Annotated in this window: 20 protein-coding genes, 3 tRNA genes and 1 pseudogene; 23 read left to right on the forward strand and 1 reads right to left on the reverse strand. The window is 59.5% G+C overall.

Going from position 1 to position 21,275, the window contains the following annotated elements; genetic code table 11:
- Positions 1-213: 213 nt before the first annotated feature.
- Positions 214-289: transfer RNA gene (locus NXC24_RS07190), tRNA-Val, on the reverse strand.
- A gap of 391 nt (positions 290-680) precedes the next feature.
- Here NXC24_RS07190 and NXC24_RS07195 point away from each other — a divergent pair.
- The 23 genes and pseudogenes from NXC24_RS07195 to NXC24_RS07305 all read left to right on the forward strand — a co-directional run bounded on the left by NXC24_RS07195 (position 681) and on the right by NXC24_RS07305 (position 20,912).
- Positions 681-757, forward strand: a tRNA-Asp gene (locus tag NXC24_RS07195).
- Between the two features lie 50 nt (positions 758-807).
- Positions 808-884: transfer RNA gene (locus tag NXC24_RS07200), tRNA-Asp, on the forward strand.
- 260 nt (positions 885-1,144) lie between these two features.
- Positions 1,145-1,510 carry an NADH-quinone oxidoreductase subunit A gene (locus tag NXC24_RS07205; RefSeq protein WP_028754004.1) on the forward strand — a complete coding sequence of 122 codons (366 nt, stop codon included), beginning with the start codon at positions 1,145-1,147 and terminating at the stop codon, positions 1,508-1,510.
- Positions 1,501-2,082 carry an NADH-quinone oxidoreductase subunit B gene (locus NXC24_RS07210; protein WP_104822680.1) on the forward strand — a complete coding sequence of 194 codons (582 nt, stop codon included), beginning with the start codon at positions 1,501-1,503 and terminating at the stop codon, positions 2,080-2,082. Before NXC24_RS07205 ends, NXC24_RS07210 begins: the two co-directional genes overlap by 10 nt.
- Before the next feature lie 18 nt (positions 2,083-2,100).
- The gene (locus tag NXC24_RS07215) at positions 2,101-2,703 is read left to right on the forward strand and encodes an NADH-quinone oxidoreductase subunit C (protein ID WP_104822681.1); all 603 of its coding nucleotides are present in this window, start codon (positions 2,101-2,103) and stop codon (positions 2,701-2,703) included.
- 27 nt (positions 2,704-2,730) lie between these two features.
- A complete protein-coding gene (locus NXC24_RS07220; RefSeq protein ID WP_281060674.1) occupies positions 2,731-3,126 on the forward strand; it encodes a four helix bundle protein in 396 nt (131 codons plus the stop codon).
- Positions 3,127-3,186: 60 nt separating this feature from the next.
- Entirely contained in the window at positions 3,187-4,377 is a 1,191-nt protein-coding gene (locus tag NXC24_RS07225; protein WP_104822683.1) for an NADH-quinone oxidoreductase subunit D, read from the forward strand.
- Positions 4,377-4,694 carry a hypothetical protein gene (locus NXC24_RS07230; protein ID WP_104822684.1) on the forward strand — a complete coding sequence of 106 codons (318 nt, stop codon included), beginning with the start codon at positions 4,377-4,379 and terminating at the stop codon, positions 4,692-4,694. Before NXC24_RS07225 ends, NXC24_RS07230 begins: the two co-directional genes overlap by 1 nt.
- Before the next feature lie 15 nt (positions 4,695-4,709).
- A pseudogene (gene nuoE, locus NXC24_RS07235) lies at positions 4,710-5,495 on the forward strand (NADH-quinone oxidoreductase subunit NuoE); the annotation flags it as partial.
- A 49-nt stretch (positions 5,496-5,544) separates the two neighbouring features.
- Positions 5,545-6,849, forward strand: coding sequence for an NADH-quinone oxidoreductase subunit NuoF (gene nuoF, locus NXC24_RS07240; protein WP_104822686.1), 1,305 nt, complete (start codon positions 5,545-5,547; stop codon positions 6,847-6,849).
- 8 nt (positions 6,850-6,857) lie between these two features.
- Complete coding sequence (locus tag NXC24_RS07245) at positions 6,858-7,601, forward strand: 5' DNA nuclease (protein WP_104825054.1); 744 nt, start codon at positions 6,858-6,860, stop codon at positions 7,599-7,601.
- A 249-nt stretch (positions 7,602-7,850) separates the two neighbouring features.
- Complete coding sequence (gene nuoG / locus NXC24_RS07250; protein WP_104822687.1) at positions 7,851-9,932, forward strand: NADH-quinone oxidoreductase subunit NuoG; 2,082 nt, start codon at positions 7,851-7,853, stop codon at positions 9,930-9,932.
- 12 nt (positions 9,933-9,944) lie between these two features.
- Complete coding sequence (nuoH, locus tag NXC24_RS07255; protein ID WP_104822688.1) at positions 9,945-10,988, forward strand: NADH-quinone oxidoreductase subunit NuoH; 1,044 nt, start codon at positions 9,945-9,947, stop codon at positions 10,986-10,988.
- A 40-nt stretch (positions 10,989-11,028) separates the two neighbouring features.
- A complete protein-coding gene (gene nuoI / locus NXC24_RS07260; RefSeq protein WP_104822689.1) occupies positions 11,029-11,520 on the forward strand; it encodes an NADH-quinone oxidoreductase subunit NuoI in 492 nt (163 codons plus the stop codon).
- Positions 11,521-11,670: 150 nt separating this feature from the next.
- On the forward strand, positions 11,671-12,285 hold the full coding sequence (locus tag NXC24_RS07265) for an NADH-quinone oxidoreductase subunit J (protein ID WP_104822690.1): 615 nt from the start codon (positions 11,671-11,673) through the stop codon (positions 12,283-12,285).
- 31 nt (positions 12,286-12,316) lie between these two features.
- On the forward strand, positions 12,317-12,625 hold the full coding sequence (gene nuoK, locus NXC24_RS07270) for an NADH-quinone oxidoreductase subunit NuoK (protein WP_004122490.1): 309 nt from the start codon (positions 12,317-12,319) through the stop codon (positions 12,623-12,625).
- Between the two features lie 7 nt (positions 12,626-12,632).
- Entirely contained in the window at positions 12,633-14,627 is a 1,995-nt protein-coding gene (gene nuoL, locus NXC24_RS07275) for an NADH-quinone oxidoreductase subunit L (RefSeq protein WP_104822691.1), read from the forward strand.
- Complete coding sequence (locus NXC24_RS07280) at positions 14,627-16,138, forward strand: NADH-quinone oxidoreductase subunit M (protein ID WP_104822692.1); 1,512 nt, start codon at positions 14,627-14,629, stop codon at positions 16,136-16,138. Before nuoL ends, NXC24_RS07280 begins: the two co-directional genes overlap by 1 nt.
- Before the next feature lie 18 nt (positions 16,139-16,156).
- On the forward strand, positions 16,157-17,599 hold the full coding sequence (gene nuoN / locus NXC24_RS07285) for an NADH-quinone oxidoreductase subunit NuoN (protein WP_104822693.1): 1,443 nt from the start codon (positions 16,157-16,159) through the stop codon (positions 17,597-17,599).
- The gene (locus NXC24_RS07290) at positions 17,599-18,366 is read left to right on the forward strand and encodes a biotin--[acetyl-CoA-carboxylase] ligase (RefSeq protein WP_104822694.1); all 768 of its coding nucleotides are present in this window, start codon (positions 17,599-17,601) and stop codon (positions 18,364-18,366) included. Before nuoN ends, NXC24_RS07290 begins: the two co-directional genes overlap by 1 nt.
- A 13-nt stretch (positions 18,367-18,379) precedes the next feature.
- Positions 18,380-20,053, forward strand: coding sequence for a ribonuclease J (locus NXC24_RS07295; RefSeq protein WP_104822695.1), 1,674 nt, complete (start codon positions 18,380-18,382; stop codon positions 20,051-20,053).
- Between the two features lie 35 nt (positions 20,054-20,088).
- Positions 20,089-20,502: a methylmalonyl-CoA epimerase gene (gene mce / locus NXC24_RS07300; protein WP_104822696.1), complete on the forward strand. Its 414-nt coding sequence runs from the start codon at positions 20,089-20,091 to the stop codon at positions 20,500-20,502.
- Between the two features lie 131 nt (positions 20,503-20,633).
- Positions 20,634-20,912, forward strand: a complete 279-nt coding sequence (locus tag NXC24_RS07305) for a DUF1467 family protein (protein ID WP_104822697.1) — start codon at positions 20,634-20,636, stop codon at positions 20,910-20,912.
- Positions 20,913-21,275: the final 363 nt, after the last annotated feature.

Genomic DNA, 21,275 nt, shown 5'->3' on the forward strand with positions numbered 1-21,275 from the left:
TGGATGGCGGCAAGATGGAACGTTTTATGCTGAAGGAGCTGCTCGCAATCATCGCAGCTCTTGTGGTTGTTTCAGCGGTACTTCTGACGATCGTGATTACGGGGAATTATTGAGCGGGTGCCGCTGGGGCGTTGGCACCGTTCTGGTGCGCAAAGAGCGCTGTCAAATAGCTTGAAAACCGTTATTTCAACCAATCGATTTATATTTGGAAAATGGTGGGCGATGAGAGACTCGAACTCCCGACATCCTCGGTGTAAACGAGGCGCTCTACCAACTGAGCTAATCGCCCTTGCAGCAAGCGGGTCACTGGCCCGCCGCGTTCGGTGGCCGTGATCTATGCGGAACGACAAAAAACCGCAAGAGTGTTTGTGAAGATTTTTTGATTTTTTTGATGGCGCGGCATCAGTGGACGATATCGCCACATGCGACTGCTGGGGAAGCCCGGCTTGGTTGGGGCGGGTTTATGAGCCGTTTTTGAAATGCGTGAGGCGCGAACCTGCCATGCCAAATCGACGGAGCCGAAACGTGCCGGCGGCGGTCGCGAAAACAATTCGTGCTCTGTCATGGATTTGTATTTAAACCTGCTTGACACCCAAACGCGAACCCCGTAGTTAGCCGCTCATCGAACGGCGAGGCCGCTTTGATGGATGCGAAAGCATCCGGAATGCTTGAAATGAAGTGCGGGTGTAGCTCAGTCGGTTAGAGTGCCGGCCTGTCACGCCGGAGGTCGCGGGTTCGAGCCCCGTCACTCGCGCCATTTTAAAGCATGATTGCCGGATTTCGCATGACCGAAAGGTCAAACGATGCGCGGGTGTAGCTCAGTCGGTTAGAGTGCCGGCCTGTCACGCCGGAGGTCGCGGGTTCGAGCCCCGTCACTCGCGCCATTTGTTTCAAGCCATTACAATCAATCATCAATTTGCTGCGACTGCGAAAAAGCCGTTTTGCCTTTGCGCGGATTTGTCGCGATATCGTTACAGCCTGTTGGTAAGTCCGGTTCGGTAGTGCTTGAAACGACATATTCAAAAGGCTTGCGCCCGCGCTCCGGCTGCGCTAACCACGGCTCTGTTGCAACGCTCTTTCGCTTGGCTTGGGCATTTGCCCAGAGGCGCCGCCCCGGCGCACATGGCAAGCAGGGATGGACATGATGACTGGACTGCTCAGTTCCTATATTCCGATAGCTATTTTCATTGGTATTGCCGTGGTGATCGGCCTGGCGTTGTTGATCACGCCGTTTGCCGTCGCCTTCAAGGCGCCTGATTCGGAAAAGCTGTCGGCCTATGAGTGCGGCTTCAACGCATTCGACGACGCCCGCATGAAGTTCGACATCCGCTTCTATCTTGTGTCGATTCTCTTCATCATCTTTGACCTGGAAGTCGCCTTCCTTTTCCCTTGGGCCGTATCCTTTGGTGCGATCGGCTGGTTCGGGTTCTGGTCGATGATGGTATTCCTGGCGGTGCTGACCATCGGCTTTATTTATGAATGGAAGAAGGGGGCGCTCGAATGGGAGTAGTCCAAAGCAACACGACGCTCGTTGCGCCGCAGCCGAAGGGGATCATCGATCCCGCAACCGGCAAGCCCGTTGGCAGCAATGATCCGTATTTTGGCGAGATCAACAATGAACTCGCCGACAAGGGCTTTCTGGTCACTTCGACAGACGAGCTGATCAACTGGGCCCGTACCGGCTCGCTGATGTGGATGACCTTCGGTCTCGCCTGCTGCGCCGTCGAAATGATGCAGGTTTCCATGCCGCGTTATGACGTCGAGCGCTTCGGTTTCGCACCGCGCGCCTCGCCGCGCCAGTCTGACGTCATGATCGTCGCCGGCACGCTGACCAACAAGATGGCACCCGCTCTGCGCAAGGTCTACGACCAGATGCCGGAACCGCGCTACGTCATCTCAATGGGCTCCTGCGCCAACGGCGGCGGCTACTATCATTATTCCTATTCCGTCGTGCGCGGTTGCGACCGCGTGGTGCCGATCGACATCTATGTGCCGGGCTGTCCTCCCACGGCGGAGGCGCTGCTGTACGGCGTGCTTCTGCTGCAGAAGAAAATCCGGCGCACCGGCACGATCGAACGGTAAGGCAGGGGACAAGGCAATATGAGTGAAGCCCTGAACGAACTCGCCACCTATCTCACGGAAGTTCGCGGCACGCTGATTTCGTCGTCCGAGATCAAGTATGGCGAGCTGAACGTGACGACGACGGCAGCAAACGTGGTCGCGCTGCTGACGTTCCTGCGTGATGATGCCAAATGCGGCTTCGTCAACCTGACGGATATTTGCGGCGTCGACTGGCCGCAGCGTCCCGATCGTTTCGACGTCGTCTACCACCTGCTGTCGCCGAAGAAGAACCTGCGCATCCGCATCAAGGTTCCGGTCGCCGAAGATCAGCCGGTGCCGTCGGCTTGCAGCGTCTATCCCGGCGCCGATTGGTTCGAGCGCGAGACCTGGGACATGTACGGCGTTCTTTTCACCGGCCACCCGGATTTGCGCCGCCTTCTGACCGACTATGGCTTCGAAGGCCATCCCCTGCGCAAGGATTTCCCGACCACCGGTTTCGTCGAAGTTCGTTATGACGACGCCGCCAAGCGCGTGGTCTACGAGCCGGTCGAACTGAAGCAGGAATTCCGTAACTTCGACTTCCTCTCGCCGTGGGAGGGCACAGACTACGTGCTCCCGGGTGACGAGAAGGCGAAGCAGTAAGAGGCAATAGGCAGTAGCCAATAGGCAATAGGAGAATGGCAAACGGCGATTAATTCCTACCAGGACCTTACTGTGTGGCAGCGCTCGATGGACCTTGCTGTTGAATGTTATGCTCTTACCAAGGAATTTCCGAAGGAAGAGATTTACGGCTTGGTTTCACAGATACGGCGCGCATCTGTATCTATCGCGGCAAACATCGCGGAAGGTTTTGGGCGAGAAGCTACAGGGGCTTACGTTCATCACCTAAAGATCGCACAAGGGTCGCTGAAGGAATTGGAAACGCATCTGATATTGTCAACGCGAGTAGAGATCGTCGCTTTTGAGCGAATTAAGGCGACGATGTCCTTGGGTGATGAAATCGGCAAGATGCTGCGATCGCTTATTCGCCGATTGCAGGACGAACGACACGGATATGAGAGTTAACGGTTACACTATTGCCTATTGCCTACTGGCTAATGCCTGCAATAAGCGGAGCGCATTGCAATGACTGAACACAACGTTCGCAACTTCAACATCAATTTCGGTCCGCAGCACCCGGCTGCGCACGGCGTTTTGCGTCTTGTCCTCGAATTGGACGGCGAAATTGTGGAACGCGTCGATCCGCATATCGGCCTGCTGCATCGCGGCACGGAAAAGCTGATCGAGACGAAGACCTACCTGCAGGCCGTTCCTTACTTCGATCGCCTCGATTACGTGGCGCCGATGAACCAGGAACACGCCTACGCGCTGGCCGTCGAAAAGCTGCTCGGCATCGAGATCCCGATCCGCGGTCAGTTGATCCGCGTGCTCTATTCCGAAATCGGTCGTATCCTGTCGCATCTGCTGAACGTGACGACGCAGGCCATGGACGTTGGCGCGTTGACGCCGCCGCTCTGGGGCTTCGAAGAGCGCGAAAAGCTGATGGTGTTTTATGAGCGTGCCTCCGGCTCGCGCATGCATGCCGCCTATTTCCGTCCGGGCGGCGTTCACCAGGATCTGCCGGAAAAGCTGGTTGAGGATATCGGCGATTGGTGCGATCCCTTCCTGAAGGCGCTCGACGATATTGACGAGCTTCTCACCGGCAACCGCATCTTCAAGCAGCGCAACGTCGACATCGGCGTCGTGTCGCTGGAAGACTGTTGGGCCTGGGGCTTCTCGGGCGTCATGGTCCGCGGCTCGGGCGCCGCATGGGACCTGCGCCGCGCGCAGCCCTACGAATGCTATTCCGATCTCGAATTCGACATTCCGATCGGCAAGAACGGCGATTGCTACGACCGTTACCTGATCCGCATGATCGAAATGCGCCAGTCGGTCCGCATCATGAAGCAGTGCGTCAACCGCCTGCTTGGCGATGCCAAGACTGGCCCGGTCTCCTCGCTGGACGGCAAGGTCGTGCCGCCGAAGCGCGGTGAAATGAAGCGCTCGATGGAAGCGCTGATCCACCACTTCAAGCTCTACACCGAAGGCTATCACGTGCCGGCCGGTGAAGTTTACGCCGCCGTTGAAGCGCCGAAGGGCGAGTTCGGCGTCTACCTCGTCTCCGACGGTTCGAACAAGCCGTATCGTTGCAAGATCCGGGCGCCGGGCTATGCGCATCTGCAGGCCATGGATTTCATGTGCCGCGGCCATCTGCTTGCCGACGTCGCGGCCGTGCTCGGTTCGCTCGACATCGTGTTCGGTGAGGTGGATCGCTGATGAAGCTTTGGCTGGTCATCGCTACTGCGCTTCTCGTTGCTTCCGGAGCTTCGGCTCAGCAGGCCGGCAAGGCGCAGGCGTTGCCCAGCATCTCCGTGCAAGGTTCGAATGCGAAAAGCTCGAATGTTGCAAAGAGCGGAAATACGGCTTCGCAGAGCGCGGTATCGACCATGGCCGATCTCGTGTCACGTGGCTATGAAATAAAGGCCGCCGTGCCGAACGGCGGCAAATTCGTTGTGTTTATGCAGAAAGACCAGTCGGCCTATGCCTGCGAATTTTCGTCCCTGACGGATACGCGGTGTGGGTCCTTAAACTGAGATAAGGCGTGAAAGATGTCCGTTCGTCGACTAGCCGAAGATCAATTCCAGCCTGCCGCATTCGCCTTTAACCAGGAGAACGCGGCTTGGGCTGAAAAGACGATCAAGAAATATCCCGAGGGCCGCCAGCAATCCGCGATCATCCCGCTGATGATGCGCGCGCAGGAGCAGGACGGCTGGGTCACCAAGGCGGCCATCGAAAAGATCGCCGATATGCTTGATATGGCCTATATCCGGGCACTCGAAGTCGCCACCTTCTACACGCAGTTCCAACTGCATCCGGTCGGCAGCCGCGCTCATATTCAGGTCTGCGGCACGACGCCCTGCATGTTGCGCGGCGCTGAAGGCCTGGTGAAGGTCTGCAAGAGCAAGATCGCCGCCCACGCGCTGGAGCGCAACGCGGAAGGCACGCTCTCCTGGGAAGAAGTCGAATGTCAGGGCGCCTGCGTCAACGCACCGATGGTCGTGATCGGCAAGGATACCTATGAGGATCTGACGCCGGAACGTCTCGAAGAGATCATCGATGCATTCGTCGCAGGCAAGGGCAGCGAAGTTCCGACCGGTCCGCAGATCGATCGCGTTTTCTCCGCACCGGAAGGTGGTTTGACGTCGCTTCTGGATTCGCCGGCGACGAAGACGAAGAAGAAGGCCGGTGCTAAAGTTGCCGCCGAAACGGTTGCTCTGCCGCCATCCGAGGCAGCCAAGCCCGTTAGCAGCGATGCCGAGACCAATCCGGCGCTGAAGAGCCCGGCCGATGGCAAGACGGCGCTGTCCGCCGAGCATCCGAAGGCTGCTCCGGCCAAAGAAGACAATACGGCTGTCGGCGACAAGGCTGAGTAAGAGGTAAGGTATGTTACAGGATCAGGATCGCATCTTTACCAATATCTACGGTCTCAAGGACAAGTCCCTGAAAGGCGCGATGAGCCGCGGCCACTGGGACGGCACCAAGCAGATCCTCGAAAAGGGTCGGGACTGGATCGTCAACGAGATGAAGGCATCCGGTCTGCGCGGCCGCGGCGGCGCTGGCTTCCCGACCGGCCTCAAGTGGTCCTTCATGCCGAAGGAAAGCGATGGCCGCCCGCATTATCTCGTCGTCAATGCCGATGAGTCCGAACCGGGCACCTGCAAAGACCGCGATATCATGCGCCACGATCCGCATACGCTGATCGAAGGCTGCGTCATCGCCGGTTTCGCCATGGGTGCGAACACGGCTTATATCTATGTCCGCGGCGAATACATGCGCGAACGCGAAGCCCTGCAGGCTGCGATCGACGAATGCTATGACGCCGGATTGTTGGGCAAAAACAATAAGCTCGGCTGGGATTTTGATGTTTTCGTTCATCACGGTGCCGGCGCCTATATCTGCGGCGAAGAAACCGCGCTGCTCGAAAGCCTGGAAGGCAAAAAGGGTCAGCCGCGGCTGAAGCCGCCGTTCCCGGCCAACATGGGTCTCTATGGATGCCCGACGACCGTCAACAACGTCGAATCGATCGCCGTTGCCCCGACGATCCTGCGTCGCGGCGCCGGTTGGTTCTCGTCTTTCGGCCGTCCGAACAATGTCGGCACGAAGCTGTTCACGCTTTCCGGTCACGTCAATCGTCCATGCACGGTCGAAGAAACGATGGGCATCACTTTCCGCGAGCTCGTCGAGAAGCATGGCGGCGGCATTCGTGGCGGCTGGGACAATTTGCTTGCTGTCATCCCCGGCGGCGCATCGTGCCCGGTCGTTCCGGCGGCCGACATTATCGATTGCCCGATGGATTTTGACGGTCTGCGCGAAGTCAAGTCGTCCTTCGGTACGGCGGCTGCGATCGTCATGGACAAGTCGACCGACATCATCAAGGCGATTGCTCGCATCTCGGCCTTCTTCAAGCATGAAAGCTGCGGCCAGTGTACGCCGTGCCGTGAAGGTACCGGCTGGATGTGGCGCGTGCTGGAGCGCATGGCCAGGGGCAATGCGCAGAAGCGCGAAATCGACATGCTGTTCCAGGTGACGAAGCAGATCGAAGGCCATACCATCTGTGCGCTCGGCGACGCCGCCGCATGGCCGGTACAGGGCCTGATCCGCAACTTCCGCCCGGAAATCGAAAAGCGCATTGACCAATACACGGCCAATGCAACGAGCCACGGAGCGGTGCTGGAAGCGGCCGAGTAAGGACGATGATGGCGAAGAGCACAGATACCACGCAGAACAGCAGGGCAGCCGATGCATCGGCCGATCTCGGCCGTATTGCAGCGGATATGCTGCGGAATTCGCCCATTTTGCCGATCCACCCTTTGATGGCGCATCCGGCGGCAGCCTTTGCCGCCGCGACCGCGATCGGGTTCGGCTTCTCGTCGCAGATGGCCGGCGCATTCTTCGGCGCGCTGCAGGGCGCGGTCGAGGCGACCAACAAGCTCTCTGTCGCGCTTGACGAGACGGACGATACCGCGGTCGAGGAGAAGCCGAGCGCAAAGACTGACGGGGCAGGGGAAGCGAAGGTCGTGAAGGCATCGCCCGTTGCCAAGCCGGTCGAAGCAAAGCCCGTTCAAGCAACACCGGTTGAGGTGAGGAAGGCCGAACCGAAGCCAGTCTCGGCGAAAGCGGCGCCGGTAAAGACGCCCTCCAAAGCCCGCGCCAAGGCTGCGGTTGTTGCTCCCGAGCCAGTTGCGGCAAAGCCTGCAGCGGCGCCAGCGCGCAACCGCAAGGCCGTCGTGAAGACCGACGACCTGAAGCGGATTTCGGGTATCGGTCCGAAGCTGGAGCAGGTTCTGAACGAACGCGGCGTTCTACGCTTTGCCGATATCGCCGCTTGGAACGAGGCGGATGTCGAGCGGATCGATGCGGAACTCGGTTTCGACGGCCGTATCCGGCGCGACGATTGGATTGGCCAGGCAAAAGCGCTCCAGCCAAGAGGTCGGGGTTGAGAGTTTTCTTCGGCGATGCCCCAAGCGGCCGAAGAGTGTGAATAGGGCGGTGGGCATGTTGCGGGCGGGGTCTCGCGATGTTTCAGCCGGGACGCTGATCTTGTGGGGGCAAGGTTCGGCAAAGGTGATTGTGAGCAAGACCGGTGCCATGCGGCTCAAAATGCCGCGCCGGTGGCGAGACGGTGTTGCGATCATGAAATTGTCTGCAGCCAGGTTCGGCGGCAGACGTGACATAGGACTGAGTGGACGATGGCAAAACTGAAGATTGACGGTAAAGAGATCGAAGTTCCGGATCACTACACGCTTATCCAGGCGTGCGAGGAAGCCGGCGCCGAAGTCCCGCGCTTCTGCTTCCATGAAAGACTGTCGGTAGCCGGCAATTGCCGCATGTGCCTCGTCGAGGTGAAGGGCGGTCCGCCGAAGCCGCAGGCCTCCTGCGCTATGGGTGTGCGCGATATCCGCGGCGGCCCGAACGGCGAGCTTCCGGAAGTCTTCACCAACACGCCGATGGTCAAGAAGGCCCGCGAAGGCGTGATGGAATTCCTGCTGATCAACCACCCGCTGGATTGCCCGATCTGCGACCAGGGCGGCGAATGCGACCTGCAGGACCAGGCCATGGCCTTCGGTATCGATAGTTCGCGCTATCAGGAAGACAAGCGTGCCGTTGAGGACAAGTACATCGGCCCGCTCGTCAAGACCGTGATGAACCGCTGCATCCACTGCACGCGCTGCGTCCGCTTCACCACGGAAGTCGCCGGCATTTCCGAACTTGGCCTGATCGGCCGCGGCGAAGATGCCGAAATCACCACCTATCTTGAGCAGGCAATGACCTCCGAGCTGCAGGGCAATGTCGTTGACCTTTGCCCCGTCGGCGCGCTGACCTCGAAGCCCTTCGCCTTCACGGCTCGTCCGTGGGAACTGAACAAGACCGAATCGATCGACGTCATGGACGCGCTCGGCTCGGCCATCCGCGTCGACACCCGTGGCCGCGAAGTCATGCGCGTGCTGCCGCGCGTCAACGAGCAGATCAACGAAGAGTGGATCTCCGACAAGACCCGCTTCATCTGGGACGGTCTGAAGACGCAGCGTCTCGACAAGCCCTATGTCCGCAAGGATGGCCGCCTGCAGGCTTCGACCTGGGGTGATGCCTTCGCCGCCATCAAGTCTGCGGTTGCCGCCACCAGCGGCGACAAGATCGGCGCGATCGCCGGCGATCTTGCTTCCGTCGAGGAAATGTACGCGCTCTCCGAACTGCTGAAGTCGCTGGGGTCGGAAAATCTCGACTGTCGCCAGGACGGGACGGCGCTTGATCCGTCGCTTGGCCGTGCAAGCTACATCTTCAACCCGACCATCGAGGGCATCGAAGCTGCCGATGCGCTGCTGATCATCGGCGCCACTCCGCGCTTCGAAGCGGCCGTGTTGAACTCGCGCATCCGCAAACGCTGGCGCAAGGGTAAGTTCCCGATCGGTGTGATCGGCGAACATGCCGACCTGCGTTACTCCTATGACTATCTCGGCGCTGGTCCGGATACGCTGGCTGATGTCGTCGGCGGTTCGCACAGCTTCGCCGACGTTCTGAAGAATGCGCAGAAGCCGATGATCATCATCGGTCAGGGCGCGCTCATCCGCGAAGACGGCGCCGAAGTGCTGGCGAATGCCGCCAAGCTCGCTGCCGCTGTCGGCGTCGTGAAGGACGGCTGGAATGGCTTTGCCGTGCTGCATACCGCAGCTTCCCGCGTCGGCGGCCTCGACCTCGGCTTCGTGCCGGGTGCAAAGGGCGTCAACGCTGCGGCGATGCTGTCGTCGATGGACGTCCTCTTCCTGCTGGGCGCTGACGAGCTCGACTTCACCCGCAAGGGTGCGAAGTTCACTGTCTACATCGGCTCGCACGGCGACAATGGCGCGCACAATGCGGACGTCATTCTGCCGGCCGCTACCTACACCGAAAAGTCGGGCACCTGGGTCAACACAGAAGGCCGCGTTCAGATGGGCAATCGTGCCGGTTTCGCACCGGGCGACGCTCGCGAGGACTGGGCCATCATCCGCGCCCTTTCCGACGTGCTCGGCAAGAAGCTTCCCTTTGATTCGCTGAGAGAATTGCGCGCCAAGCTCTATGCTGCGTTCCCGCATTTCGCCGGCATCGACGAGATCGCTGAAGGCGATAGCGCCCAAATTGTCGCACTTGCGAAAAAAGCCGGCGCGATGGGCAAATCCGCATTTGCTTCGCCGATCAAAGACTTCTATTTGACGAACCCGATAGCGCGCGCCTCGGCCGTCATGGCCGAGTGCTCGGCATTGGCCCGCAACAATTTCCAGGCTGCGGCAGAGTAAGGGCAGAGGACTATGGATTCATTCGTTTCGACCTATCTTTGGCCGGCGCTGATTATCATCGGTCAGTCCCTGCTGCTCCTGGTCTGCCTGCTGATCTTCATCGCCTATATCCTTCTTGCCGACCGCAAGATCTGGGCGGCGGTTCAGTTGCGCCGCGGCCCGAACGTCGTCGGTCCCTTTGGCCTGTTCCAGTCCTTCGCCGACCTTTTGAAGTTCATGGTCAAGGAGCCGATCATCCCGGCCGGCGCCAACAAGACCGTCTTCCTGCTGGCGCCGCTCGTCTCCGTGGTCCTGGCGCTCTCCACCTGGGCCGTCGTGCCGCTGGCGCATGGCTGGGTCATCGCCGACATCAATGTCGGCATCCTCTACATTCTGGCGATTTCGTCGCTGGAAGTGTACGGCATCATCATGGGCGGCTGGGCTTCGAACTCGAAGTATCCGTTCCTCGGCGCGCTGCGTTCCGCCGCGCAGATGGTGTCCTACGAAGTCTCGATCGGCTTCGTCATCGTTACCGTGCTGCTCTGCGTTGGTTCGTTGAACCTGACCGATATCGTCATGTCGCAGCAGACCGGCCTCGGTACCAAGCTCGGCCTGCCGGCGTCGTTCCTCGACTGGCATTGGCTGTCGTTGTTCCCGATGTTCATCGTGTTCTTCATTTCGGCGCTCGCTGAAACGAACCGTCCGCCATTCGATCTTCCGGAAGCGGAATCGGAGCTGGTTGCCGGCTTCATGGTCGAATATGGCTCTTCGCCGTACATGATGTTCATGCTCGGCGAATATGCCGCCGTCGTTTTGATGTGCTCGCTGACCACGATCCTCTTCCTCGGTGGCTGGCTGCCGCCGGTCGATATCTGGATCTTGAACTGGGTCCCCGGCGTCATCTGGTTCCTGCTGAAGTCGTGCCTCGTCTTCTTCATGTTCGCGATGGTCAAGGCGTTCGTGCCGCGCTACCGCTACGACCAGCTCATGCGCCTTGGCTGGAAGGTGTTCCTGCCGCTGTCGCTCGCTATGGTCATTATCGTTGCATTCGTGCTGAAGCTGACGGGATGGGCATGATGATGTCGATCCTCGCTTCAAGCAGATTTGGAGGTTGAAGATGGCCGGACTTTCCAACGCCGTCAGCTCACTGTTCCTCAAGGAATTCGTCGGCGCATTCTTTTTGTCGATGCGTTATTTCTTCAAGCAGAAGGCGACGATCAATTATCCCTTCGAAAAGGGGCCGGTCAGCCCGCGCTTCCGCGGCGAACATGCGCTGCGCCGTTATCCCAACGGCGAAGAGCGCTGCATCGCCTGCAAGCTCTGCGAAGCCATCTGTCCTGCTCAGGCCATCACCATCGAAGCCGGGCCGCGCCGCAATGACGGCACCCGCCGCACGGTGCGCTACGACATCGATATGGTGAAGTGCATCTATTGCGGCTTCTGCCAGGAGGCTTGCCCGGTCGACGCCATCGTCGAAGGGCCGAACTTCGAATTTGCCACGGAAACCCGCGAAGAGCTTTATTTCGACAAGGCGCGGCTTCTCGAAAATGGCGACCGCTGGGAACGCGAAATCGCGCGCAACATCGCGATGGACTCGCCGTACCGCTAAGCGGAATTTTGAATATGCCGTGACGGGCGGCTGAGATTGTCGCCGTCGCGGTGGAATAGAGACCGGGGCTTTGCCGGACGCATGTCCAGCCAAGTCCCATCGGGCAGGGACACTCCCGGCTGCCCGGGGGAAGACGAAAAAGGCACCAACATGGGTCTGCAGGCTCTTTTTTTCTATATCTTCGCCTTTGTCGCGGTGGCGTCGGCGTTCATGGTTATCTCGGCGCGGAATCCGGTCCATTCGGTCCTGTTCCTCATCCTGGTATTCTTTAATGCCGCCGGCCTCTTCCTGCTGATGGGGGCGGAATTCCTGGCGATGATCCTGCTGGTCGTCTATGTCGGCGCCGTCGCAGTCCTCTTCCTCTTCGTCGTCATGATGCTCGACATCGACTTCTCCGAGCTCAGGGCAGGCATTTTGGAATATGCACCGATCGGCGCGCTGATCGGCATCATTCTCGCCGCCGAGCTGATCGTCGTCATCGGCGGCAGCGTGATTTCACCTGTTGTCGCTAAGTCGGTCGCTATGCCGATCCCGGCGGTGACGACCCGCACGAACACCGCAGCACTCGGCGACGTGCTTTATACCAACTACGTTTATTTCTTCGAGATCGCCGGTCTTGTGCTTCTGGTCGCGATGATCGGCGCGATCGTGCTGACGCTGCGGCATCGCACCCACGTCAGACGCCAGAGCATTCCGCAACAGGTCGCCCGCACGCCTGCGACCGCCGTCGAGGTGGTCAAGGTCAAGCCGGGGCAGGGCGTCTAAGGCGCGGCACGAGGGTCAAAGGAACAAGAATATGGTCATCGGACTTTCCCACTACCTGACGGTCAGCGCCATCCTTTTCGTGCTCGGCGTTTTCGGCATTTTCCTGAACCGCAAGAACGTCATCATCATCCTGATGTCGATCGAGCTCATCCTGCTTGCGGTCAACATCAACATGGTCGCCTTCTCGTCGTTCCTCAACGATATCGTCGGCCAGGTCTTCGCTCTGTTCATTCTGACCGTCGCTGCTGCCGAAGCGGCCATCGGTCTTGCAATTCTCGTCGTCTTCTACCGTAACCGCGGTTCCATCGCGGTCGAAGACGTCAACGTGATGAAGGGCTGATACAGCTATGTTTTTATATAAGGCTATCGTCTTTCTTCCCCTGATCGGCGCGATCATTGCCGGCCTGTTCGGCCGCGGGATCGGTGCCAAGGCTTCGGAATACGTTACCAGCGGCTTGATGATCGTCGCCGCGGTTCTGTCATGGATCGTCTTCTTCACGGTCGCGCTTGGTCACGCCGAGGGCCCGATCAAGGTGGAAGTGCTGCGCTGGATCCAGTCCGGCGGCATCGATGTCTCCTGGATGCTGCGCATCGATACGCTGACCTCGGTGATGCTGATCGTCGTGAACACGGTTTCGACCCTCGTTCACATCTATTCGATCGGATACATGCATCACGATCCGCATCGTCCGCGCTTCTTCGCCTATCTCTCGCTCTTCACCTTCGCCATGCTGATGCTGGTGACCTCCGACAACCTCGCCCAGATGTTCTTCGGCTGGGAAGGCGTCGGTCTGGCCTCCTATCTGCTCATCGGTTTCTGGTTCAAGAAGCCGTCCGCATCTGCGGCCGCGATCAAGGCCTTCATCGTCAACCGCGTCGGCGACTTCGGTTTCGTGCTCGGTATCGCCGGCGTCTTCGTTCTCTTCGGCTCGATCAATTTCGACGTCATCTTTGGCAACGCCCAGAGCTTTGCCGCGGGGCAGGGCGGTCAGCCGGGCGATATCGTGCTCAATCTCTTCGGCATGCATCTTGATCGTGCGCATGCACTGACCGGCGTCTGCCTGCTGCTCTTCATGGGCGCCATGGGTAAGTCGGCGCAGTTCCTGCTGCACACCTGGCTGCCGGACGCCATGGAAGGCCCGACCCCGGTGTCGGCGCTCATCCATGCCGCGACCATGGTCACCGCCGGCGTCTTCCTCGTCGCTCGCATGTCGCCGATCTTCGAACTGTCGCCGGACGCCCTGACCTTCGTCACCATCATCGGTGCGATTACGGCCTTCTTTGCGGCAACCGTCGGTCTCGTGCAGAACGATATCAAGCGCGTCATCGCCTATTCGACCTGTTCGCAGCTCGGCTACATGTTCGTCGCTCTCGGCGTCGGCGCCTATGGCGCAGCCATCTTCCACCTGTTCACGCACGCCTTCTTCAAAGCGCTGCTCTTCCTCGGTGCCGGTTCGGTGATTCACGCCGTCGACGGCGAGCAGGACATGCGCCACATGGGCGGTCTGCGTAAGCATATTCCGAACACTTTCTGGATGATGATCACCGGCACGGTGGCGATTACCGGCGTCGGCATCCCCTTCACGCATTTCGGCTTCGCGGGCTTCATTTCGAAGGACGCGATCATCGAAGCTGCCTTTGCCTCGCAAGGCCCGGCCGCAGGCTTTGCCTTTACGCTGCTGGTTATTGCCGCCCTGTTCACGAGCTTTTATTCCTGGCGTCTGATCTTCATGACCTTCTACGGCAAGCCACGCGCTTCGCATGAGGTCATGCATCACGTGCATGAATCGCCGAACGTCATGCTGATCCCGCTCTATCTGCTGGGGCTCGGGGCTGCCGCCGCGGGCATGGTCTTCAGAAACGATTTCGTTGGCGAGGCCTATGGCGAGTTCTGGAAGACTGCGCTGTTCACACTGCCGACCAACCACATCTTCGAAGAGATGGAACATGTTCCGGCTTGGGTGAGCGTCAGCCCGTTCATCGCTATGCTGCTCGGCTTCGTTCTGGCCTGGTACATGTACATCAGGTCGCCGCAGACGCCGCGCATCCTCGCGCAGCAGCATCGCGTGCTCTACGAATTCCTGCTGAACAAGTGGTACTTCGATGAGCTCTATGACTTCCTCTTCGTTCGCACTGCCAAGGCGCTTGGTCGCTTCCTGTGGCAGAAGGGCGATATCGGGGTCATCGACACGTTCGGCCCGAACGGTGTCGCCGCCCGCGTCGTCGATGTCACCAACCGCGTTGTTCGCCTGCAGACCGGTTACCTCTATCACTATGCCTTCGCGATGCTGCTCGGTATTGCGGCCCTCGTTACCTGGATGATGCTCGGGAGTTCCCTCTGATGACCGATTGGCCTATTCTTTCAACGGTCACCTTCCTGCCGCTGGTGGGCGTCCTTCTCCTGTCGTTCATGCGGGATGACGGACCCAACGGCCGCCGCAACATCCTCAACGTATCGCTGCTGACCACGGTCTTCACGTTCGTCGTGTCGCTGTTCGTCTGGATTGGCTTCGACAATGCCAATCCGGGCTTCCAGATGATCGAGAAGCATGACTGGCTGAGCTCCGGCATCAGCTATCACATGGGCGTCGACGGCATCTCCATGCTGTTCGTCATCCTGACCACCTTCCTGATGCCCTTCTGCGTGCTGGCGAGCTGGCTCTCGATCGAGAAGCGCCTAAAGGACTACATGATCGCCTTCCTCGTCCTCGAGACGATGATGGTCGGCGTTTTCACGTCGCTGGATATCGTGCTGTTCTACGTCTTCTTCGAAGCCGGTCTCATCCCGATGTTCCTGATCATCGGCGTCTGGGGCGGCAAGGATCGCGTCTATGCCAGCTACAAATTCTTCCTCTATACGCTGCTCGGCTCGGTGCTGATGCTGCTTGCCATCATGGCGATGTACTGGCAGGCCGGCACGACGGATATCCCGGCGTTGCTCGCCTACAAGTTCCCGCCGCAGATGCAGACGTGGCTATGGCTGGCTTTCTTCGCCTCCTTCGCGGTGAAGATGCCGATGTGGCCGGTTCACACCTGGTTGCCCGACGCGCACGTTCAGGCGCCGACGGCAGGCTCGGTTATTCTGGCCGGCATTCTTCTGAAGCTCGGCGGTTATGGTCTCATCCGCTTCTCGATCGGCATGTTCCCGAACGCGTCGGAATATTTCGCGCCGCTCGTCTACGCTCTGTCCGTCATCGCCATCATCTACACTTCGCTGGTGGCGATGATGCAGGAAGACATCAAGAAGCTGATCGCCTATTCCTCGGTCGCGCACATGGGCTATGTCACCATGGGCATCTTTGCTGCCAACCAGCAGGGTGTTCAGGGCGCGATTTTCCAGATGCTGTCGCACGGTATCGTCTCCGGCGCACTCTTCCTTTGCGTCGGCGTGGTCTACGACCGCACCCATACCCGCGAGATTGCGGCCTATGGCGGTCTCGTCAACAACATGCCGAAATATGCCGTTGCGATGATGGTCTTCACCATGGCCAATGTCGGTCTGCCCGGCACCTCCGGCTTCATCGGTGAATTCCTGACCCTGATCGGCGTCTTCCGCGCCAACACCTGGGTTGCACTGTTCGCCGCGACCGGCGTTATTCTTTCAGCCGCTTACGCGCTCTGGCTCTACCGCCGCGTTATCTTCGGCGCGCTGGAAAAGGAAAACCTCAAGAAGCTGCTGGATCTGTCGCCGCGCGAACAGCTCATCCTTTATCCGCTGATCGCGATGACGATCTTCTTCGGTGTCTATCCGGCTCCGATCTTCGATGCGACGGCCGCTTCGGTGGATCTGCTTGTGAACAACTACACCGCAGCCCTGCACGCCGCGCAGAATGTTGCGCTGTCGATGAATTGATGACGGGACTTATTCGACATGACTGCTGACACAATTCTTGCAAGCCTGCATCTTTCCATCCCGGAGCTTATCCTCGCGGTCGGTGCGCTTGTGCTGCTCATGATCGGCGTCTTCGCGGGCGAACGGTCGGGACCGACGGTCACCGGCCTTGCCATTGCAGTTCTCGCAGTGGCCGGTCTCTGGATCATCTTCGTGCCGGGCGAAGGCCTGGCTTACGGCGGCGCTTATCTCGCCGATGGCTTTTCGCGCTTCATGAAGATCGTCGCCCTCGTGGGCTCGATCGTCGCCATGTTCATGAGCATGGGACATGCGCGCGAGCAGCAGCTCGATCGTTTCGAATTCCCCGTGCTGCTGCTGCTGGCGACCCTCGGCATCCTGCTGATGATCTCGGCGCATGACCTGATCTCGCTCTATCTATCGCTGGAGCTCCAGTCCCTGGCGCTCTACGTCGTTGCCGCCATCAACCGCGATAGCGTCAAGTCGACGGAAGCCGGTCTGAAGTATTTCGTGCTCGGCGCACTGTCGTCGGGCATGCTGCTCTACGGCATGTCGCTTGTCTATGGCTTCACCGGCCACACCACCTTCGATGCGATCGCCACGGCGCTCAGCTCCGAGACCCGTTCGCTCGGCCTCGTCTTTGGTCTGGTCTTCGTTCTCGCGGGCCTTGCCTTCAAGATCTCTGCCGTGCCGTTCCACATGTGGACGCCGGACGTTTATGAAGGTGCGCCGACCCCGGTCACCGCCTTCTTTGCCGGCGCCCCGAAAGTTGCGGCCATGGCGATCTTGACCCGTATCGTCGTCACCGCTTTTCATCCGGTGCTTGCCGACTGGCAGCAGATCATCGTCTTCATCTCGATCGCTTCGATGCTGCTCGGCTCCTTCGCCGCAATCGGTCAGCGCAACTTCAAGCGACTGATGGCTTATTCCTCCATCGGTCACATGGGCTATGCGCTTGTTGGTCTTGCCGCCGGCAGCAAGACCGGCGTCTCCGGTGTCATGCTTTACATGGTCATCTACATGGCCATGACGCTCGGCTCCTTCGCCATCATCATGGCGATGCGTCGCGACGACGGCCGTCAGGTTGAGAATGTCGACGATCTCGCCGGCCTTTCCACGACCAATCCCTTCATGGCTGTCGTATTGACGGCGCTGATGTTCTCGCTGGCTGGTATCCCGCCGCTCGCAGGCTTCTTCGGGAAGTACTTCGTCTTCGTCGCTGCCATCCAGGCCCATCTCTATGCGCTCGCCATCATCGGCGTTCTCGCATCGGTCGTCGGCGCCTACTATTATCTCCGCGTCATCAAGGTGATGTGGTTCGATGAAGCCAAGGACGAGTTCACCCGTACGGCCGGTTCGCTGCGTCTGGTCTTCGGCCTTTCCGGTCTCTTCGTCGTCACCTATGTCTTCTTCGGCGGTGCTATCGGCGGTGCGGCCGATCTCGCTGCCGCGACGTTGTTTTGATGGCGTCTGACATGAACAGCCGGAAGTCGCTCGCCGACTTCCGGCATGTTGCCCTTTCAGAGACTGCATCCACCAATAGCGAATGCCTGGAGCGGGCGCGGGCAGGTGATGCCGGCAATCTCTGGGTAACAGCGGGCCGCCAGACGGGTGGCCGTGGACGCCGCGGACGCGCCTGGGTGTCCGAACCCGGCAATCTTTATGCTTCCCTCCTTCTGATCGATCCGGCTCCGATGGACCGCCTTGGCTCCCTGCCGCTGGCTGTCGCCGTTGGCGTGCACCAAGCGGTGCGGAGCGTGCTGCCTCTGGCCGCGGAACCGGTCGAGGTCAAATGGCCGAACGATATCCTGATCGGCCGCAAGAAAACTTGCGGCATTCTGATCGAGGGAGAAGCTCTTCCCGATGGACGCTATGCGCTGGTGATCGGCATCGGCATCAACATTGCCGTCAAGCCGGAAAACCCGCTCTATCCGGTCACCTGCCTGCATGAGCATGGCTCGACCGTATCGCCGGAAGAACTGTTTGCGCATCTCTATGCGTCCATGGCCGAAGCCTTGGCGGTCTGGAATAGCGGCAAAGGTGTTCGCGAGGTTACAGCACGCTGGCGCGAGGTTGCCTGCGGCATCGGGGAAAAGATCGCCGTGAATCTGCCGGACCGTTCGATTTCCGGCCATTTTGCCGGAATCGATGATAATGGCTTGTTGATGCTCGATACTGGCGGCGGCAAGATTTTGCCGATTGCTGCGGGCGATGTTTTTTTCAGATCGTAGGTAAAAGATAGATATGGCAAACCAAGACGAACTGGTGTTTTTGCCACTCGGCGGCGTCGGCGAGATTGGCATGAATCTCGCGCTTTACGGCTATGGCGCGCCGGAGCATCGCCAGTGGATCATGGTCGATTGCGGCGTCACCTTTCCGGGGCCGGACCTGCCCGGCGTCGATCTCGTGCTCCCCGATATCCGTTTCCTCGCCAAGGAACGCAAGAATCTCAAAGGCATCATCATCACGCATGCGCATGAGGATCACTATGGCGCATTGAATGATCTCTGGCCGGGCCTGAACGTTCCCGTCTATGCGTCGGCCTTCACAGCCGGCCTGCTGGAAGCCAAGCGCGACTATGAGAAGGCGATGGGCGAAATCCCGATCACGCCGTTCAAGGCCGGCGATCGTATCAATGTCGGCCCCTTCAGCATCGAAGGCGTCGGCGTCAATCACTCCATTCCCGAGCCTATGTCGCTGGTGATCCGCACGCCGGTTGGCAATGTCATTCACACCGGCGACTGGAAGATCGATCACGAGCCATCGCTTGGACCGCTGACCGATGAGGCGCGTTTCCGCCAACTCGGTGATGAAGGCGTGCTGGCATTGATGTGCGATTCCACCAATGCGTTGCGAGACGGCGTATCTCCCTCGGAAAAGGATGTTTCCGAAAGCCTGCGCAAGATCATCGAGGATGCCGAGGGCCGGGTTGCGATCACCACCTTCTCCTCGAATGTCGGCCGCATCCGCACCATTGCCGAGGCCGCCGAGGCCGCAGGCCGCGAGATTTTGCTGCTTGGCAGTTCGCTGAAGCGCGTTGTCGATGTTGCCCGTGACATCGGCATCATGGAGGGCATCAAGCCGTTCATCGCCGAAGATGAATATGGCTATATCCCGCGCGACAAGGTGGTCGTCATCCTGACCGGCAGCCAAGGCGAGCCGCGCGCTGCTCTTGCCAAACTTTCGCGCGACGAAATGCGCAACGTCGCGCTCGCCGCCGGCGATATCGTCGTTTTCTCCTCGCGCGCCATTCCCGGCAATGAGAAGGCCATCCAGGATATCAAGAACGGGCTCACCGAGCAGGGCGTGCATGTGGTGACGGATGCTGAAGCGCTGGTCCACGTCTCCGGCCACCCGCGCCGCAACGAGCTGCAGAGGATGTATGAATGGACGCGGCCGAAGATCGTCGTGCCGGTGCATGGCGAGGCGACGCATCTGACCGCACATAAGGAATTGGCCGAACAATCCGGCATTTCCATCGTGCCACGGGTTCGCAACGGCGACATATTGCGGCTGGCTCCAGGCCCGGTCGAGGTGATCGGCGAGGCGCCGCATGGCCGCATCTTCAAGGATGGCACGCTGATCGGCGATTTTGACGAGATGGGCATAGGCGAGCGCAAGAAGCTCGCCTATGTCGGCCATGTCGCCGTGAATGTCCTGCTCGATGCCCGTTATGAGATCGTCGGCGATCCCGATCTCGTCGCGATCGGCTTGCCGGCCTATGACGACGAAGGCGAGGATATGGAAGACACGCTCTTCGATGCCATCGTCAGCGCCATCGAAAGCATCCCGCGCGCCCGCCGCAAGGATATCGACATGCTGCAGGAAGCTGTGCGTCGCGCCGTACGCGCCGCTGCCAACCATGGCTGGGGCAAGAAGCCGGTCGTGACGGTGTTCGTCACGCGCGTGCCCGGTTAATAGCGTTTCTATCTGGTCGGGGGGGAGGGGCAGCCATGCTCGGACGCATCAATCACATCGCGATTGCCGTTCCTGATATCGCCGCCGCTTCCGCCACCTATCGCGATACGCTCGGCGCCAAGGTCTCGGCGCCGCAGCCCTTGCCGGAACACGGTGTCACCGTCGTTTTCATAGATCTGCCGAACGGCAAGGTCGAGCTATTGGAACCGCTCGGCGACGCCTCGCCGATATCGGCCTTCCTGGCGAAGAACCCCGATGGGGGCATGCACCATATCTGCTACGAGGTGGATGATCTTCTGGCCGCACGTGATCGGCTTCTCGACGCCGGCGCCCGTGTGCTCGGCAATGGCGAGCCGAAGATCGGCGCCCACGGCAAGCCGGTGCTCTTCCTGCACCCCAAGGATTTTTTTGGGACTCTCATCGAGCTTGAGCAGAGCGCGACCCCTTAGATCGGCGTTCGACACAGCAGTGTGACATTAGAGCGCTGAACTGCGCTTTGAAACAAGGAAGCTTTGGCTCTATAAGCTGGTTGGGACGAGGAGAGTGCGGGCCGGTTTGAAGCCTGTCTTGAGGAAGCATAATGGTCCAGCAGATTTTTTCGACATGCGCTGTCTATTTCGTTGTCTGGTGGATCACGCTCTTCGCCATCCTGCCGTTTGGGTTGCGCACCCAAGCCGAAGACAATCATGTGGTCCTCGGCACCGTCGAAAGTGCGCCGACGAAATTCCGTGGTTTAAGAGTGGTGCTGATCACGACGCTGGTATCCGGCCTGATCTACGGCGCCTGGTACATCAGCTCCCACTATCTGGGCATCGGCTTCAACTCGATCCCACCGATCATTCCACGCTACGACGGCTGACGTTTATCCTTGAAATTCTTTGCAATTTGCGGCTGAAATCCTTCGCCACCGAATAGTCAGCAATCCGTCATACCCTTGTCATCAGTTTGAGGCAAAGAGGCTGCGCAACGGCGATGATGCCGTCGCGTTGACTTGACTGCGGTTGGGAACGGTTCCAAAGCCTGCCGGCTCGAAAAGGTCGTGATCAGGGCCGCAGAAAAGCAAAAAAAAACAAGGCTGTAAGCCTTGTTTTTAAGTATCGCGTGATCCTTATCCGTTGCCGGGGCTGCGAGCGAGCGCGCCTAAGATCTGATCCTCCCAAGACTTGACCGCGAAACGACAAGAATTTAGCCTTCTTGCCTCTTTTGTGAGCTAAAATTAGCT

The sequence above is a fragment of the Rhizobium sp. NXC24 genome (genome assembly GCF_002944315.1).
GTDB lineage: Bacteria > Pseudomonadota > Alphaproteobacteria > Rhizobiales > Rhizobiaceae > Rhizobium.